Source organism: uncultured Acinetobacter sp. (genome assembly GCF_947626835.1).
Classification (GTDB): Bacteria; Pseudomonadota; Gammaproteobacteria; order Pseudomonadales; family Moraxellaceae; genus Acinetobacter.
On record NZ_CANQTS010000009.1, the window covers coordinates 29,666 to 49,067 of the forward strand.

The 19,402-nt window shown below is 40.7% G+C and carries 11 protein-coding genes and 1 riboswitch; of the genes, 5 read left to right on the forward strand and 6 right to left on the reverse strand.

The genetic code is table 11. The annotated features are described in order from the left end of the window. Positions 1–14 precede the first annotated feature (14 nt). A riboswitch (TPP riboswitch) is annotated at positions 15–134 on the reverse strand. A 525-nt stretch (positions 135–659) separates the two neighbouring features. Next, complete coding sequence (locus tag Q0Z55_RS05930) at positions 660–1,793, forward strand: IS4 family transposase (protein ID WP_004647387.1); 1,134 nt, start codon at positions 660–662, stop codon at positions 1,791–1,793. Between the two features lie 155 nt (positions 1,794–1,948). Here Q0Z55_RS05930 and Q0Z55_RS05935 read toward each other — a convergent pair whose 3' ends face one another. The 4 genes from Q0Z55_RS05935 to Q0Z55_RS05950 all read right to left on the reverse strand — a co-directional run bounded on the left by Q0Z55_RS05935 (position 1,949) and on the right by Q0Z55_RS05950 (position 12,297). Next, positions 1,949–2,398, reverse strand: a complete 450-nt coding sequence (locus Q0Z55_RS05935) for a hypothetical protein (protein WP_096901592.1) — start codon at positions 2,396–2,398, stop codon at positions 1,949–1,951. Beyond that, on the reverse strand, positions 2,395–9,399 hold the full coding sequence (locus Q0Z55_RS05940; RefSeq protein ID WP_297425575.1) for a hemagglutinin repeat-containing protein: 7,005 nt from the start codon (positions 9,397–9,399) through the stop codon (positions 2,395–2,397). Before Q0Z55_RS05940 ends, Q0Z55_RS05935 begins: the two co-directional genes overlap by 4 nt. 72 nt (positions 9,400–9,471) lie before the next feature. Next, on the reverse strand, positions 9,472–11,268 hold the full coding sequence (locus Q0Z55_RS05945; protein ID WP_297425577.1) for a ShlB/FhaC/HecB family hemolysin secretion/activation protein: 1,797 nt from the start codon (positions 11,266–11,268) through the stop codon (positions 9,472–9,474). A 78-nt stretch (positions 11,269–11,346) separates the two neighbouring features. After that, complete coding sequence (locus Q0Z55_RS05950) at positions 11,347–12,297, reverse strand: Arc family DNA-binding protein (RefSeq protein WP_200223473.1); 951 nt, start codon at positions 12,295–12,297, stop codon at positions 11,347–11,349. Between the two features lie 79 nt (positions 12,298–12,376). On the opposite strand from Q0Z55_RS05950, the gene Q0Z55_RS05955 reads away from it, so the two are divergent. The 4 genes from Q0Z55_RS05955 to Q0Z55_RS05970 all read left to right on the forward strand — a co-directional run bounded on the left by Q0Z55_RS05955 (position 12,377) and on the right by Q0Z55_RS05970 (position 16,501). Beyond that, the gene (locus Q0Z55_RS05955) at positions 12,377–12,544 is read left to right on the forward strand and encodes a hypothetical protein (protein WP_297425583.1); all 168 of its coding nucleotides are present in this window, start codon (positions 12,377–12,379) and stop codon (positions 12,542–12,544) included. Between the two features lie 168 nt (positions 12,545–12,712). Next, positions 12,713–14,275 (forward strand): IS21 family transposase, encoded by a 1,563-nt coding sequence (gene istA, locus Q0Z55_RS05960; RefSeq protein WP_297425586.1) that lies wholly within the window; start codon positions 12,713–12,715, stop codon positions 14,273–14,275. Further along, on the forward strand, positions 14,268–15,008 hold the full coding sequence (gene istB / locus Q0Z55_RS05965; RefSeq protein WP_297425589.1) for an IS21-like element helper ATPase IstB: 741 nt from the start codon (positions 14,268–14,270) through the stop codon (positions 15,006–15,008). Before istA ends, istB begins: the two co-directional genes overlap by 8 nt. Positions 15,009–15,136: 128 nt before the next feature. Beyond that, positions 15,137–16,501, forward strand: a complete 1,365-nt coding sequence (locus Q0Z55_RS05970; RefSeq protein ID WP_297425592.1) for a phosphomannomutase CpsG — start codon at positions 15,137–15,139, stop codon at positions 16,499–16,501. Positions 16,502–16,514: 13 nt separating this feature from the next. Here the strand turns inward: Q0Z55_RS05970 and pgi are convergent, their stop codons facing one another. Together pgi and Q0Z55_RS05980 are read right to left on the reverse strand one after the other, a co-directional pair. After that, positions 16,515–18,137, reverse strand: a complete 1,623-nt coding sequence (pgi, locus tag Q0Z55_RS05975) for a glucose-6-phosphate isomerase (protein WP_297425595.1) — start codon at positions 18,135–18,137, stop codon at positions 16,515–16,517. Then, a complete protein-coding gene (locus Q0Z55_RS05980; protein WP_297425598.1) occupies positions 18,134–19,393 on the reverse strand; it encodes a UDP binding domain-containing protein in 1,260 nt (419 codons plus the stop codon). The genes pgi and Q0Z55_RS05980 overlap by 4 nt, the downstream gene beginning before the upstream one ends. Between the last annotated feature and the right edge of the window lie 9 nt (positions 19,394–19,402).

Here is a 19,402-nt window from a genome sequence, read left to right on the forward strand (position 1 = left end):
AATGGATATGCGCTTATAAAATCAAGATGGTCTTCCTACGCCAGCATTAACTGGGTCAGGTTCAAAGGGTCGCTAGCTCGAGTTGATACTCATCTAGCCTCTCAGTCTCTTTGGAGACTCCCCTGCCTTAAGGTGTGCGGATATTTACCGAAAAATTGAGCAGGATGTCAAGTCTTTCATCATATCTGCACTGATTAAACTCAGCTTAACTTAACAAAAATTAATGATTAGTTACCCAAAGTAGCAAAAAACGCTGTTAGCTTAATTTTTTGCATATTCCTGCATAAACCTACCACCTATTCCTATTCGTTCCCTACCACTCATTCCTATTCCAAGTCGGCCACTTAGGGTTTATTCAGTAATAGAATTACAAGAAGAATGAACCTCATAAAAAGTATTCAAATGCCAATATTGCACAACAGCGCTACTTATATCATTTAGCGATGAACTGATTTACGATTACGTTCGATGATCGATTAAAAAATCGAACTTACACAAAATAATTTACAGGCTCTAAAATACGTTTAGTACTTTTAGCAGTATCAATAACAATACCACCACCTCACTGCTGTCCCATAGTTTGATTTAAATAAAAAACCTGAGTCCAAATCGTTAAAATATGAGTGCAAACAAACACTTTAACGACCAGGATTCAGGTTTTGTCACATCAGAATACCGTATTTCATCAGCTTATTAAACCCGTCGTGCGACAGGATTTTGAGCAACTTGCTAAAGTACACCATGTTGGACAGAAATTTAGAGCGGCTTCAAGATGGGATCAGTTTATTGCCATCTTGATGTCTCAACTTTCCTGCAGGCAAAGTCTGAGAGATATTCAATCCAATCTGGAGTGCCAACAGGACAAACTGAGTCATTTCGGAGCAAAGTCTATTCCCCGAAGTACACTGGCACGAATCAATGAGCAGCAGCCTGCTGCCTTGTATCAACAGCTCTTTTACAAGTTGCTTAAATACTATGAACACTCAAAAGTAGCCCATAAATTTCGCTTTAAGAATCCATTATATTCCCTGGATGCCAGTCATATTGACCTGTCGCTTTCCTTATGTGAATGGGCCAAAGTTCACGACTCAAAAGCCAGCATGAAACTCAGCATAGGATTGAATCACAGCAATGATATTCCTGAGTTTATTGCAGTTGAAAATGGTAAAGAAAATGACATGTTACAAGGCCGAAAATTCCAGTTTCCCGCTGGCAGCATTGTGGTCTTTGATAAAGGCTATGTCGATTATCAATGGTATGCGAATCTAAGCGCTCAAAACGTTAGCTTTGTGACACGTTTTAGACCTAAATCGGTGTATCAGGTGATCCAGCAACATCCCGTGCTTGAATCCAAAGGCATTCTAAAAGATGAAACCATTCAGCTAAATAGCGCACATGCCCTAAAAAGAAAAGCCCCCGTATTAAGAAGAATTGAATATAGAGATCAGCAAAGTGGCAAGCACTTTAGCTTTCTCAGCAATAACTTTCATCTAGCTGCCTCTACCATTGCAGCGATTTACAAAGACCGCTGGAAAGTTGAATTGTTCTTTAAAGCGATTAAACAGAACCTGAAATTAAAAGCCTTTTTAGGCCGAAGCAAGAACGCCATTCAGACGCAAATCTGGATTGCGATGATCGCCTATTTACTGGTAAGTTTCGCTCAACATTTAGGGAAAAAAGGCTGGACAGTTCAGCGCTTACTCAGAATAATTCAAGTGAATTTATTTGAAATAAAAACCTTAAAAGCGTTATTTTCACCCGATAAAGTCCCCATCAAACAAGAGGAAGCCTAAATGAGCTTCCTCTTGTAAAAATTGTGGGACAGCAGTGACCACCACCTTTCTTCGCAACCGTTACCATCCCTGTACTAATCGCTGCTGAAAGACCATTGAGTGCTGTTGTCACCTCCTAATTTTGGTGGGTATTTAGCCTTATCGACTACAGCCCCTTAATTAATTACTTCAAGAAAATCATCTATTAAATTGAGTAAATCTAGACTTTTACATTTAGAAAAAATTACCTTATTTACAATGTTATCTTTGTATTCAAAAAAATGATCTTCATATAAAAACCAAGTAAAATAAATAGTATTATTATTCCTTGCTGCCCTTTTACTGAAATCATCAAAGGTTTCTTCTAAAGTGATTCTGTAATTCTCAGATAATAAACCTTTAGGATAGAAAAATTTTTTACAATTTTCATCATTTATCACATTGCTATAATAGTAATTATCATTTAGTAAGTTTTTTAGTGAATTTATAAAGCTAGTCACATAAGTAGGAGAGTCTAAAGTTCCTAGATACTCCCCCTCAATACATAAACGCAATGGGATGAAATTACTATTCTGATAATTTCCATCAAACTCTATAAAAACTTGATCGTTTCCAATTCTATTCATTTGCTATCTACCATTTTTATCAAGTCAGAAGGGACATCAGAAATCTTGATATTTCGTTCCTTTCCTGAGGACGTAATACCTTTTGTCGAACCATTCCAATGGAAATTGCCATTACCATCATCTTGAAACCTATGATAAATGACCTTCCCATCTTTATTTTCAATTGCCCATCTATTTTTTGGATCACTATCAATTTTTACACTGTTTTCCCATAATTTTACATGATTGTCAGGAATTATTGCTTTAGTAGAGTTATAAGGCATATTTCCATCTTTCAAGTCATGATGTCCTGGATTTTCATAATATTGTGTTTCAACATTAATAACTTTATCTTTAGTTGATGGCTTGGTGCCTTCGACTATGTAATTACCAATAGTATTATTACTTTCGTCCTTATGTATGCCTAAAATCTGATGTCCAGTTATGGAATTATTATCCCCTATTTCAAATCCAGATTTAGAAACTTCAAGTTCTGAATCTTTCCCCTTAACAACACCTTTACCTATTCCAGCACCTACAACTCCAGCCACAGCATTAATTAAATATTCTGCACCTTGTTTATTCTTTTCAATTTCATTTGCAAATTTCAATTCATCTAATTTATTTTCAGACGTAGAGTTTTCAATTTCTTTAACTTTCTCTGGATTAGTCCAATTATTAATCGTATTTGAATTGGTAAGATGAGCGGCGGCAGTTAATGATGTTGCTAGAGCATCAAATCCTTGAGCTATTTCAGCTCCTGCTACATTATCTAAAGCTAAAGACTTTCCTGTCTCAATTACTAAACGAACTGGACCTGAAATCATTAAACCTACCGCAAGTTGAACAGTACCTAAATCAACACCTAAATCATCGCTAATCTGTTTTATATTATTCCCTAAATCTGCAATATTGCTTAAAATAGTCATACCAACTGTTGTTTGAGTCGTAACTTTTGTCTCAAAGTCAGTCCCTTTTGCATAAATTGTTTCTTGTTCGCTTACGCCTATTTTAGGTTGTTTAAAAATCGTTTCTAAATCAACACCAGATTGAGCTAATGTATCTAATTGATTCTGAATCTCACTAAATTCTTTTGCTGCATAGAAAAAATCTAATTTAGAAAATAATGCTTCTACTTCTTTGGGCTCTATCCCTCGTTTGAGTAATTCACTTGCAACTTTGTCACCAACTACGCCCGTTTCTTTATATTCACTTGGTAAATTATAAAGCCTTGCCTGAATATTATTTAGCGTTTGTAAAGCCTTATCTTTGTACTCACCCTCTGGTAATGCTTTCGCTAAATTTTCAGCACTTTGACGGAAATTTTCAGGTAAATCCTTCTGTTCTTTAATAATCTCAGCACGGCCACTTTCTGTTAATAAGCGGTGGTCAACCGTCACTGATCCATCAAGCATGCCTGTAGTTTGGTCTCGGGTGATTTCTTGTGTGTTATTGATATATCTATTGGTTGTATCTGTAGCATTTGTAACTGTACCTTGACCCATTGTCGCTTTGGTCAATTGTTCTGTTTCCTGTCCACTGCTGTTGAGGCCAATGGTCGTTGAACCTTTTGGTGCAGTAGATGCTTCTTTGGTCCCACCTTGTGGAATACCGATATTGGTCGAGACATTAAAGCCGCTGCTACTGTTGTAGTTGTGGTCTTCGATATCTTTGAGTTCTAGCTCACCTGAGTAATTCAGTTTGCCATGGTCGGTCAATGTGCCATCGCTATTCTTCGTTGCATTGGCAATTACACCACCGATATTGGTGACGTTCTTAACACCCATCGCGTCTAAGTCGGCATCGTTTTGTGCATTGCCAATCAGTAGCTTACTGGTGTCATTCACCCATGCACTGTCACTATTACCTTTAGCTTGGTTGTAGCTGGCCGTAATATTCTTTGAACCCGAACCATAACCGCCGCCAATAGAACCGCCTTTACTGCTATTGCTGCTGGATGCTTTATCCTGCAAGCTTTCTACATGAATTTCCTTAACTTGCAGGCTGCCTCGATCAGCAATGCTCACCGTACCGCCTTGGATATTCAATTTATCAATAGCACCTTCAGTACGATTCAGCACAACTTCACTATTTACGTGGGTGAGGCTTTCGTTTTGTGATTGGCTGGTTTGCTTGCCTATTGAAGCACTACCGCCACCACCATAGGTATAGCTCACACTTTGGCTATTGGTTTTACTATTGCTGTCCTGTTTTGTTCGCTCGACGCCTGCAGTCACATTGAGGTCTTTGCTGCCATCGAAGGCCGTAGTGCCTGCCGCATTCACGCGACTACCTTGAATATTGATGTCTTGACCTTCTGATTTAAGCTGAAGGTTGTTTAAATCTAAGTTGCTACCTTGCCATTGGCTTTGTTCTGTATTCGTGGTCGTCGTAGTTTCAATCCTTTCACCATTAGCGCCAATGGTAAAGCCATAGGTTGCACTGCTTGCAGCCGCAGATGAGGCTGCTGCCCCTACAGCAATCTGTGCACTTGCCACATTGGCCGTTGCCATTGCGACATTGGCTTTGCTGTCATCTAAGGCTCCTTTGGTAATTCGACCCGCTGCATAGTCACGTTGTGCTTGGCTATACTCATCTTTAGCTTTAGATAAGGCTTTAGTTGCATCTGCAACAGCTTCTACCGCTAAGATTGCATCTAAATAGGCATTGCGAATGCCGACTTCTGTACTCACAGTTTCAGTATGGGTCTTTTCTTCTGTGGCTGTTTTATTTTCATAACCTCCTATGTTGAGATTTCCTCGACCATGATCAATGATCGTATCGCCTGTAGCCGTGATATTTTGGCCGAGGAGATCTACACCTTCTGCACCTTGAATCGTTAAGTTTTCAGTATTGATATTGCCTGACTTATGCGTTGTGGCTGTAGTTTTAACGGTATTCTCTGTATCTTCAAGTACAAAGCCGCCCACTCGAATGCTGTCTTTATTCAGCTTTACCCCAAGACCTTGTACCGTTTCTTTGCTGTTTGAGCTTACCGTTTTGTGTTGTTCTTCTGCTGCATCGAGCGTGACTTTTTTGCCCGCTAAGACCGTGTTCTGTGCATCAATGTTACTACTGGTCAGTGTCGTTTGACCTGCTGAGCCCACATAGACATTATTGGCACCAAGATCGGTCCCTGTTTGTGTTCTTTGCTCAGTCCGTGTGCTCGATGATTCTCCGATCGTGATCTTCGGTGCTTTTAATCCCGGAGCTAAAGCCTCAATACCTGCTAAGCCAACAGCAGTCACTTTCATTAAGTCTTTGGCAATGCCTCGATAGCCCTTTTGTGTTTCATCCCATTGCTGATCATTGGTTTCTAATGTCGTCAGACTGACATTTTCGGGCAGGGCATTACCATCTTTGGATTTTAAACTGCCATCCGCTTGGCGTTCGAATTGGGTATTGCCAATATAAATATTGTCTTGAGCTTGTATATCATTGGCTTGCAGCTCGATATTTTTACCGGCATTGATATCAACATTTTTGCCAGCTTTGAGCTGTGTTTGTGCAACGTCTTCGTCGATATATCCTGATTGACGGTTTTTAAATTGAATTGTATTTTTCTTGGCTGTTTCCGTGCTCTTCATGTCAGTATCAATATCTGACAAAAGTTTGACATTACCTTGGTTTGCCGTAATTTGAATGCTGTCTTTCGCACCTGCTTGCAGGTGTGTGGCTTGAATATCTCCTGTTTGGCTATTGATCAGGATATTGCCACCCGATTGGATGTCGGTTGCAATCGATTGACTGGTCGAAGATTGGATTTTTTTATCTGTTGTAGAGAAGCCACCTTTTTCTTGGGCGGCAAGCTGAGAACTGCGTTCATCTCGTCCATTTTCGATCAAGACATTTTGTCTAGCATCAATCACTACATTGCCCGACGTACTGTTCAATGTGCCGACTTTAATCTGAGTATTGGCAACGCTTTGCAGAGAAATATTACCTTTCGCCTGAATCTGCGTCCCTACATCTCGACTCGAAGCATTCAGAATCTGATCCTTGTCACCTGCTGAGCTTAAATCACTGCGACTGATATTCACCGTAGAAAGATTCAGGTCTTGTCCCGCTTTGATGGTAACACTGCCTTGGCTTTGTAGATCTGATGCAGTCAGATTGATATTATTCTTGGCATTAGCAACCAGCTGACCATCCGCCTCTTGTACATACAGCCCAGCAACACGACCAATGTTTTCAGCGCTAAATTCACTTAAACCGTGCTTATTTTCAGTTTTAATCGTCGTGGTGATGTTGTTAATGTCTCGGCCCCCATCAAGGGCAAGGGTTTGATTGGCGGTCATTGTCCCACCAATATTATTGATATCGGTGTGTGCTGTCGCAAAGACGTCTCGACCTTGTATTAAGCCGCCCACGTTATTCATGTTATTGGCTTCAAGATTCACCAATTGGCGTCCAGCAATGCTGCCTTGGTTGTTTAAATCCCCACTCAGTTTTAAATTGACCGTCTCGCCTGCAATCAAGGCACCTTTGTTGTTTAAATCTCCCGGCTGTACTGCAACATACACTTTCGGTACCAAGACTTGGATTTTTTCGCCATCAACGGTAATGGTTTCTGTCACCAGCCACACCATATCACTGGTCAATCGAGCAATCTGTGCTTCTGAAAGTTTCACCCCAACACTTAAATTAAGATCTTTGGCGGCACTCACCCCAGAATCCATCAAGGCTTTGAATTGATCCTCGAAGTTCGTATAACCATCTAAATAAACTTGACCCGTCAGTTGTGCAATTTGGTCATTGACCAGTTTTTGCTCGTAATAACCATCCCCTAAACGTTTTTGCATGTTTTGCGGGTCGGTCGCGAACATTTGCAGCATGTAATCACTGCCTAACCATTTTTTATAATTAGTAAAGGCATCGCTGCTTTCAATCAAAGGGCGGTTATTATTTTCTTTATTCACGCTGTATAAGGATTGCAGCGGTAAGCTTAGTTCTGAGGTATCTCCATTTAATGAGCCTTGGTGAGCACCATCATATTTCACTACATCGAGTTTAATCGGTGTCACAATGTCCGCAGGATTATAGGCACGAACACCGTTCCATTCACTTTTTTTGCTGGTACCTAAAGAGTTCCATCCTACATAGTGATACTGCGATGTCCCGTTTTTAATCACACGGTGTTCACCCTCAGCATCAATATTATTCACCTCATTTTGTTCAATATTGATGCCTTTCGCCGCTAGAATTTGACTCTTGTCATTGGTCAGGCTTTGGCCTTTTAGCGTCAGTGCGCCACCTGAAATAATCTCCGCTGGTGCACTGGAATCCACATAGTGTTGGGTTTCGTACTGGTTGTAGATATATCGGGTATAGTCTTCATATTTTTGACCGTCCAAGTAAATGGTATCATGACCTCCATAACCCGTAATATGCGATGAATCAAGAATTTCAGCGCTTCCAGCACCTTGATAAGCGGTCACATCTTTGCGGGTTTCCGGTATTTCTTTAACACTTGAACTGAAATGTAAATTTCGGTTGGTCAACGTATCCACACCTAGGTACATATCACCCACAGATTGAATACGTGCGCTGGCATTGTCTAAGGATGCGGCAGAGCCCTCTGCCATATGGTTTACATTCAGTTGCCCACCAACGGTCAGCGTACCTTCACTGGCGATTAGGGCTTGTTCTCTATTTTCAATTTTTCCGCCTGCAATATCTAAGCGTTGACGTGCCGCAATCGTGCCTGCTTTGACACCTTCGCTGGTTTGTTGTTCCGCATTGAGAAGATGCGCGGTTTGTAGGGCAATATGGTCACCATAGATTTGACCTGTACCCACATTTTGAATGCCTTGACTGGCATCAATACGCGTCAAACCTTGGCTATTAATGAGGCCAGTATTATTGACGTTTTCAGCCTGAATGCGTTGATCGCCCAGACTTAATATCTTGCCAGTATTGTTTAAATCTTTTGCTTGAAGATTTAAACTCACTGGGGTGCTATCGACTTTATTTTCTGCAACGACTGCACCGCTATTTTGCAGCTCGCCATTGGCACTGATTTTAATATGCCCAGCTGAGGCAAACACTTGCCCCGCATTGTTAATCCCAACCCCTTGTTCGGTACTGATTAAACTGATTTTGCCCGCATACATCCCGCCTAAGCGACTGGTATCAATGGCAAACTGTGGTACAGTGCCTGCCGATCCCGAAGCAGCCTGTATCGCACCAGCCTGCGGATTGCCTTCAATATCATTTTGTCCGGCAACCACCGTTAATTCTTTAGCCCAAATCCCCGCATTGATCTGTGCAGCACGGCTGAGCAGTTGGGTATAGTCGGCTTTACCGGCATCCAAGCCCTGACCTGTGATGTTAATCACCCCGTCACGGACTTGATAACCCGTGACTTGTCCATTTTGAATATTCGGATTAGCGGTACTTAAAGTCACCCCACCTGCATTGATAAAACCGCCGCCATCGACATTAATCCCAGCTTGGTTGGCAATGATCACATCTGCTTTGCGTCCACCGACCTCTACATAGCCATTTAAGTGACTTGGATTGCTGCTGTTGACTTGATTGACAATGACTTTGGCTTCACCGCCTGCAAGCCACGGATTGGCTTGGATATAACCCCCAAGCTGCGTTTGGGTATTTTGGCGGCTGTTATTTAAAATGACACCATTCTGATTCACATCAAATTGCTGGTAGTGATTCACCGATACCCCAGCTTTGCTTGGGGTTTGAATATTCACCTGCGCTGTGCCATTGGCGCTGTTCAATATCGTTGGACGCTGATTGCCTGCCGCATTCGGGTCTGCAACAACATTACTGTGTGATACACCAATAGATGCACTGATCAGAGCAGTGCCTGTAATCAGCATCAATGAAAATGAAAGAACTTTTAAACCTAAACTTTTTTCAGAAGCAATGACTGCTGTTTCAAGATCAACCGCTTTATTATTCTGTGTTGAGGCTTGTCCTGCGGCTGAGACATTTTCTGCAACGGCAATCATCTCACCACGGGTTTGACTAAAAATCGTTTTATAACAGTTCTTATTCATTTCTCTTTTACCAATGCTTTAAATCTTTTCAAATGTCTTTAAGGACTCATTATTTTTTTTGAATGCTCAAAATCAAAATGAGTAATTCAGGCTAATCCCATAATTCATATCGTAATTTTGGAAGTAGTCAGGTTTCTGCAGCGGCTTGCCTACAAAAAAGTCATAATAAAAGCTACCACCTGCCTGTACTTGGCCTCTAAAACCCATGGCTGTGCCAATTAAGGTTTGGCCCAATAGCCATTCTGCTGATTGTCCATCGACATGACCCGCATCTAAAGCAATATAAAATTGGTGTGTGGGGAAAATAGACATGGCTAAATCATTGCGCCAGTAAAATCCACGGTCTGCTGCTAAGGTTAGGTCACCGTCAAAACCGCGTACCGTATACCTTCCACCAATAGAAAGCCGGTCTTGGATGGTCAGTGGCGTGCCGTTATATTGCGCTCTAAAGGCACTTGAGTAGCTATATTGCTGATTTTCAAATTGGAACGGAACATTCAGATTGGCATCCAGCGTCCAGATCTTCATCCGTGATGTACCTTCGTTCAGCGCTTCCTCAACTGCTGGTAATGAATCAAATGCACCTGTGCCGCGCTTATATCCTAGGCTCAAATCCAGCACTGCAGATTGAATATATTCACGATGGTCAAGATTGAATTGCCAACCTGCAACGTCTCTTCGTTGTACAGTCAACTCTGCATCATCAATATAGCTTTTTGATTCACGATGCCAACCTTTTAAGGTCGCTGAGGTTTTACGCTTGGCATCCCGATAAAGCAATCGGGTCAAACCTAAATCTTGAGTCTGACTTTCTCCATTATAGTTATAGACATTGTTTGTACCTGCAACAGCTTGGTCATAATTGTATCGACTCGCATTGGCACTGATCAGCCAGTTTTTATAAGGGACTGAATAATGAAGGGCGTAGTTATGGGTTCCGCTCTTCACTGTGGTTCCATTTTGATCCGTAATCTCTTGCTGATCTGCTAAGTTACGGCCCACAGTGACGTAAAATAAGTCACTTCTAAATAAAGGGTTATCCACTGAAACGGTGATGTTGCCTTGATATTTACCAGTTTGACGGCTCCCAGCATCATCAGCACTTAAGGTCACGCGAATTGGAATTTTTCGCTGTTTCCATTTGACGATCACATCACTTTGATTGGGCGCATCTGCAGGAATAATTTGAATATCAGCTTCCGCTGTAGGCAGCCTTTTTAAGTTTTCTAAGCCTTGTTCTAAATCTCGTAAATTGAGAATATCGCCACTCTTCATCGGAAAGATATTTTTGGCATATTGAATTCGGCCTGCTCGGGTATTTTCCTCATCACTTAAATCGAGTTTGATTTCTCGAACTAATCCTGGAATGACGGTAAGTTTTAATACGCCTGTGCTTAAGTTTTGAGGTGCAGCCAATATTCGTGTCGTAGTAAAGCCTCGGCCAATGATGATGTTCTGTGTTTGCGTCATCAACAGATTGATTCGCTGCTCACCCATGCATAAACCTGAAGTAAAACTTAAATCTTTTAACGCTTGTTGCACATCGTGATCAAACTGCTGACTCATTTCTCCATGAAGTTCAACTGTTTTAATTTCAAAACAATTCTGGTCTTCAATGTCTGTGAGTTTTACAGCTTCTTTTTTTTGAACAACCTCTAAATTTACATCACGTTCAGGTTGTATAATTTTTTCTAATTCTGCTTGGCGCTGCTGGTTTCGAATCAAACCATCTATCGCTGGGTCAAATGTTTCTGCAAATGTAAAAGGAGTAACAACAAAACCACCCAAAGAAAGCAAAATGCTTTTTAATACTATATTTTTTCTGAACATAAATTTATTGCATGCTAAATTTTGCGCAGAAATTAACAAAATCTCACCATATATTCAATGGTATTTTATTTTTCAATTTCTCCCATTAGATTTTACCCCTCAATAGACACTTAACTTTCAACTTTCATTCTGCAGGACACCCTCACTTGCCACATGTGTCGTTGATAGCCAATCTGACCATTGTTCCTGATATAACTGTGCCATATGAGCACTTGGCTGTTTTTTCCATATTTCTTCCCACCAAAAGGAGGTTTGGGTCGTGCGAAGAATAGATAAAGGATGAACATAAAGCTTGCGAAGCTGATTAAATTTTTCATCTTTGAGCAAATAACTATACACAGCATTGCGGTGTGGGCTGTTATAAAGATAACACCATAAACGTGCAAAATTTTGCAACATTCTTCGCCCACCATCGCCAATGACTGTTGAGATATGAGCTCTTGTTTGCAGAACATCTACTCGCTCGTCTTTGTATTCACGAACGATCAGGAGTTCGCCTTCAGGGGAAATATTTCGAACGAAATGAATTTTCTTAACTTCGCTCATAAAAATTTCATGATCTGTGATTCCTTGAGTTAAAAATAATTCAGGAATATCTTGTTCTGGAATACCAGACGCATCAAATGATGAATTGGGGGTTGGATAACCATCTCCGTGAACCAGCCAGTCTTGATTGAGCTTTAAAAAATCTGCAATACTTCGAAGTTGAGAAAATGTAGGTTCTTGCTTTCCTTGCACCCAATCGAGGAAGATTTCAGCGGTGTCATAACCCAGCCGCTCTGCAATATGTGAATACTTAAGCTCTTTTGCATTTGAGTAATTAGACCACTGAATCGCATGAACCAATCGATCTGACAATTCCTTCTTGCGGTCCATGAGCTGGTATGGGCCTAAAATAGTTTGTTCACTTCCTTCGATTTCCAGCTTTTTAAAATTAAAGCTATTTTCTAAGCGGGCAACCACTTCAGCATTCATGGACCGCTTTGAATCCTGCGCTTCAGCCTCTATTTTTTGTTTTAGCTCTGTCGGTAATCTTAATTTTATTTGAGAATCGCTTAAAAGACTCATCTTAGAGTACCTCATTATATTGACAATAAACCACTATGGTTTATCATTGCTAAACCATAGTGGTTTATTTGAGGTCGATATGAACCCCAATACTGAATTTGCTCAATTAAAAATACGCATCCCTGTATCGCTGAGAAAGCAGCTGCAAGCAGAATCTAATGCCCAACAGCGATCTTTAAATGCTCAAGTTAACTTTATTTTAAAGAAGTTTATGCAATTCTCGGACAATGTACAAATGAAAGATTAGTACAGTCATCGGCAGAAAAAAATAAAGGCTCATGATGGTGCATGAGCCTTTAAGAGTTGTCTTAATTTTGCGGTCAAGACAAGATCATTGTATTGAACATTGATTCTTTTATCAATGTTCAATGAGTGGTTTCTGCCTCTTTAAGTGAACCAAAGAGGTCTATAATTTATGCGTATCGAAACCGATAAGATTCGGCAGGCAGTCAGACTGCTCAATTTAGAATACAGTCAAAGGGAAACGGCTAAACAAGTCAGTATTTCCAGAGATTCTGTTAAAGTGATTTATGAAAAGTTAAAACTTTTTCCAATCCACAATAGTGAACTTAATTTATTTACTAACCTTGAATTGCTCGACTATTTTGAAATCTCTAGGGTCGCTAACTACCCAACAAGAAAAATATATCCAGATTTTGAGTATGTGAATCAAGAATTAAAAAAACGTGATATGACCCTTGAATTACTTTGGCAAGAATATATTGCTCAATATGCAAAGGGGCTTTCTTATTCACGTTTTTGTGAAGTATTTAGAAATTTCCAAAAGAAACGGCATTCATCCATGCGCCAAAGTTTTAAAAGTGGTGAAGCGCTGTTAGTGGATTTTTGCGGTCGTACAATGGAAATCACATCGCCATTAGATGGATCAAAAAGTTATGTTCAGGTATTTGTAGGTGTTTTAGGGGCATCCGCGTATACGTTCGCTTATGCAGTTCCGAGCCAAAAAGTGGAACATTGGCTCGAATGTTTTATTCAGGCATTTAAGCATATCGGCGGTGTACCAGACACAATTATCACTGACAATTTAAAGTCAGCCGTAATCAAGAACAATAAGTCGGGTTTAGAGTTTCAGAAGGATTTTGAAGATTTTGCTGCGCATTACGATTTTGCGATTATGCCAACTCGACCCCGTCATCCAAAGGATAAAGGGCTAGCGGAAGTCAGTGTACAAATTGTTCAGCGTTCAGTTCTTGCATCTTTACGCAATCAAAAATTTTTCTCTATTGACGAACTCAACCAAGCAATCCAACAAAAAATGGATATCATAAACCGTAAAACGACTCGCAGATTTACCATTAGTCGTTATGAACAGTTCTTAGCTTTGGATGGCAAAGACCTCAATCCATTACCTCTTTACCCATATGAATTGTGTACTTGGAAACGTTCGGTGCGGGTAAGTGAATTCTATCGCGTTGAGTATCAATCTAACCAATATTCTGTTCCCTATACATATGCGCATTTACAAGTCGATATCAAGATCATGCAATCCGCAATTCATGTTTTTTATGAACGTGAAAAAATAGCGGAGCATACGATCAATCAGGGGATCCATCAGGATATTTGTTTAGATGAGCATATGTCACCAGAGCATCTTGCGCAAAAAGGCCTATCCAAAGACGAAATCATTTTTTGGGCAAATCGTATGGGGTTACATACTTCACAGTATGTTAATCATATCCTCAGTCAAAAAAGAGACCTTGCCAAAAATATTAAATCATTAAATAAATTCAGAGAATGGGTCGTAGATAAACAAAAATCACATTGTTTGGAAGGCGCTTGTCAATTTGCAATGGAACGCCAGATTTTTACGCTTAAGCGACTTGAAAGCATTATCACGAATAATGCTTTCCTCATTCAAAAAACATCAGACATTCAACCGCGTCCACCAACACTACATCAAAATATTCGTGGTGCAGATTATTATTTGCAGCATTCAGGAGTAACAGCACATGCTTAAAAAGTCAGTTAAAGATAAGCTGGAACAGCTTAAGCTCAAAGGTTTTATTCGATCAGCAGAAAGCTCACTGGATCAAATGATCAGTCAGGAGGCGAGTATTGAAGAGTTCTTAGATTATTGTCTAGATGCTGAATTGAATGATCGAATAAATCGGAGAATTGAACGGTTATTTTCTCAAGCCAAATTCCGATATCCAAATGCAAGATTAGAACATATCGACTATGCAGCGGAACGGCAAATTAAAAAAGCAGATATTCATCGCTATGCGAGCTGTGAATGGATTAATGATGGTCGCGGACTTATTATTTCAGGCTCAACGGGTGTAGGAAAATCATGGCTAGCTTGCGCTTTTGGAGCAGAGGCTTGTCATCGCAGTTACAGCACGATGTATTTTAATGCGATTAGCTTATTTGATGAAATTGCCAATGCAATCACTTTAGGTGAAATCAAAGACTTCAAGAAAAAAGTATGTACTGCAAAATTGCTTATTATTGATGATTTTGGTTTAGGTGGATTTAATCAATCATTAGCACCAGCTTTTCTTGAAATTATCGATAAGCAATCTCAGAGCGGTGGACTTTTAATTACAAGCCAAGTTCCTAAAAAATTATGGTTTGAGCAGTTTCAAGATCCTACCATTGCAGATGCAGTCATGGATCGGATTTTACATAGATCTTATGAACTTGAGATTTTAGGCCGGTCGTACAGAGAGAAAATCTTTTCTCAAAAATAAAAGCTTATTTTTTTTAATTTGAGTGGCCGACTTGGAATAGGAATGAGTGGTAGACCACGAACAAGAATGGGTGGCCGACTTATCCAGTAATTTGCAATTTTTATTATAAAATAATGAGATAGATCATAATGACTGCTTTTAAGGCCTATGATATTCGTGGCAAACTCGACACTGAAGTTACCCCGAAATTTGCCTATGAGTTGGGGCGTGCCTATGCTGATGTGTTTCAACCTCAGACCATTGTGGTTGGCGCTGATGTACGTTTAAGCAGCAACAGTCTTAAGACTGCCCTCATTCATGGTTTAAATGATGGCGGTGTTGATGTCCTCGATTTAGGCTTAGCAGGCACAGAAGAAGTCTATTTTGCAGCACTTGCCCTAGATGTTGAAGGTGGCATTGAAATTACAGCAAGCCATAATCCCTTGGATTATAACGGTATGAAATTAGTAGGCAAACAAGCCCGTCCCATTGGCAAAGACACCGGTTTAACACAGCTAGAAACGTACATGCAAAATGGTGACTTTCTCCTGCCTAGCCGTCAAGGTGAGTGTCAAAAGTATGATATTGTGCCGCAATATATTGCCCACTTGATGGGTTATCTAAAGCCAAAGCTTAAACCGCTTAAAATTGTCACCAATCCCGGTCATGGTGCAGCCGGCCACATTGTTGATGCTTTAGAAGCTGCGTTTATGGCACACAATCTACCCATTGAACTAATTAAAATTCAACATCATCCTGATGGTCATTTTCCAATGGGTATTCCTAATCCTATGCTGGTTGAAAATCGCGTTGCTACCCGTGAAGCTGTGCTTGAACACCATGCGGATTTTGGCGTGGCATGGGACGGTGACTTTGACCGCTGTTTTTTCTTTGATGAGCAGGGTCAATTCATCGAGGGTTATTACATGGTGGGTCTGTTGGCACAAGCTTTTTTACAACAAGCCCCGCAACAAAAAATTGTGCATGATCCACGCTTAATTTGGAACACACTTGATATTATTGAGCAACATCAAGGGATTGCTGTAGCTTCCCAATCTGGGCATGCCTATATCAAGCAGGTTATGCGACAAGAAAATGCGATTTATGGCGGCGAGATGAGTGCGCATCATTATTTTCGTGATTTTGGTTACTGCGACAGTGGCATGATTCCTTGGCTATTGATGATGAATCTACTTTCAACACAACAATTGCCGTTATCAGCCTTAACCCAAACCATGCAACAGCGTTTCCCGTGTAGTGGCGAAATCAATTTTACAGTCAAAGATGCCCAAAGTACTATTTTGGCGTTAAAGATGCACTTTGCAGACCAAGTACTTGAACTTGATGACACCGACGGCTTAGGTTTTGATTTTGGTGCTTGGCGTTTTAATATTCGCGCCTCAAACACTGAACCCCTGTTGCGTTTGAATATTGAAACACGAACTGAGCAACAGCCACAGCCGATTGAATATTATATTCAACTGCTTACAGATTTAATTAACTTACATGGCTGAGGTGTATTTAGGGCTAAAACATTTGGATGCTTTGAATTAAACCACGGGTAGAGGCATCCAAATGGGATAAATCAGCGTGGGTATGAGTCAATACAGGCAACAAACTTTTGGCAATTTGTTTGCCTTTTTCAACGCCCCATTGATCAAAGGGGTTAATATTCCAAAGTACAGACTGTACAAACACTTTATGCTCATACAGCGCAATCAGCATACCTAAAGAATAAGGCTCTAAAGATTTCATTAGCATAGTGCTACTGGGTTGATTACCGCTATAGTGTTGATATACCGGCAGTTGATCAAGGTCTTCATTTTCTAAGGCATGATTGCCAAAAGCCAATAAACGCGATTGTGCCAGACAATTAGATAAAGCCAAATAATGTTGTTCAATCAGGGAGTTGGCATTTTCAAGTTGAAGCTGTTGCTGATCATAACGATGAATGGGTGCAATAAAATCACAACTGACCCGATTGGTACCTTGATGCAACAGTTGATAAAAGGCGTGTTGTGCATTGGGGCCGACTTCCCCCCAAATAATCGGACAAGTATGCATCTCAACAGGCTGATGATTGCGCTGAATGGATTTACCATTGGATTCCATTTCAAGCTGCTGTAAATACGAGGTGAAATATTTTAAGCGCCCATCATAAGGCAAAACAGCGTGGGTATTGATCTGTAAAAAGTTGATATTCCACATGCCAATTAACGCCATTAAAACTGGAATATTTTGTCGAAAATCGGCCAATTGGAAATGTTGATCGACAGAATATGCCCCCGCCAACAATCGCTTAAACTGTGCCACACCAATACTTAAGGCAATGGGAAGACCAATACATGACCATAACGAATAGCGACCACCGACCCAATCCCATAACAAAAATTGTTTGTCTGGGGTAATTCCCCATGCTGTCATTTTGTCGGCACGGGTTGAGATCCCAATAAAATGATGTTTTAAGAACAAACTTTGCTCCCCAAGACCAGCACTTAACCATAGTCGGGCGGTTTGGGCATTCGACAAGGTGTCAATGGTGCTAAAGGATTTTGAGGAAACAATAAATAAAGTTGTTTCAGGTCGTAGGTGTTGCAAAACATCAGACAGCTGACTGCCATCCATGGTCGAAACAAAGTGTAGACGTAGTCCCTTGGCCGTTTGGTGTTTAAAATCTGCTAACGCATGACTGACCATCATTGGGCCAAGGTCTGAGCCACCTACGCCAATATTGACCACATCTTGAATCACTTGTCCTGTAACACCGCGATATTGACCGGCATGAATTTGCTCAACCAGAGCAAACATACGTTGCAGTTGTGCATGTACTTCCGTACTTAAATCTTGATGTCGCTCGCTATATTCAGGTAAACGTAAAGCCCAATGCATGGCGGCACGTTGTTCGGTATAGTTAATTTTTTGTTGGGAAAATAATCGTTCAATCCAAGTATCGAGTTGTTTAGCTTTGGCAAAGCCAATTAATTCATCGAGCACCTCGTCATTTAAACGCTGTTTACTAAAATCAAAAATGATTTGCTCATGTTGTACCGATAAACGCTCGAAACGTTGTTGCTCTTGTGAAAATAACTCATATAAATGGCGCTGACGCATATCTTGGGCAAGCGCGTGTAAACGTTGTTGTTGGCTCATTGTCGTCCTACCCCAATATAAGCTAAACCTTGATTTTTGACATATTCAGGATGATACATATTGCGCCCATCGAGTAATAACGGGTGCTGCATACGATTGACCAGTTGACGATAATCTAAGCTCCAATATTGCCGCCATGGCGTGAGTACGCACAAAGCATGTGCATCGCTAATGGCATCATATTGCTGCTCACATAAAATTAGATCTTCGCGCTCGCCATACATGCTGGCAATACTTTGTAAAGCAGCAGGATCGTGTAAGCGAATAACTGCGCCTTGTGCCCACAACGCTGCAAGCATGGGGTGAATGGCAGATTGGTGAATACTTGCGGTATTTTCTTTATACGCAGCACCCCAAATTGCAATGGTTTTGCCGTTTAATTCGCCGTGAAAGTAGGCCCAAAGTTTGCGAAACAACAGCTCTTTTTGTTCTTCATTAATTTGCCATACCTGCTCTAATAAACGACTTCTCCCCCCTGCATCTGCCACAGCACGCGTTAGGGTTAGAATATCGTGTGAAAAATTTTCACCACCAAAGCCAATCCCTGGAAATAAATAATTGCCCCCAATCCGAGGATCGGCTGCCATACTGGCGCGTACATGTTGAATATCAACACCAATTTTTTCAGCCACAGTGGCTAAGTCATTAATAAAACTAATTCTGGCCCCTAACATGCCTGAAACACTCAATTTGCTAAATTCAGCATCCAAAATAGGCATACAAATATATTGTTGCGGCTGTGGAAATAATGCTCGCAATAGCTCTTGCACCTTGCTTAAGGTCTGTTGGCAATCACAACCGACCACCAATTGTTCTGCGTCAGTGAAGCTGCTTAATGCTTTACCTTCTCGGATATTATCTGGTAAGTAAACCCATTCATCTTGGTTTAAAATATCCTGTAGCTGAGCTGTGCCATAGAGACCAAAGGTAGCTGTGTTAATCATCAATTTAGGATGAATAATATGCCGTTGTTGAAGACGTTGAGCAAGGCGAATAGCCTGTTGTTCCTCATAGGCACCCAAACAGAACCAATATGCATCAATATCGGTGTCTAAGCAGTCAAAGTCACACTGCCTTAAAAAGCCAATCCGTTTTTGTTTAATCAGCATGACTTTTAATAAGTGATCTTCAAAATGATCCTCAAAATTCAGATCTTCTGCCAAATGATCACACCAATAGACTTGATGCCCTGATTCAGCCAATAAAGCGCTCATAACACCTGCATACAAGGTCTTCCCAAATACCACGATTTTCATAATATTTCT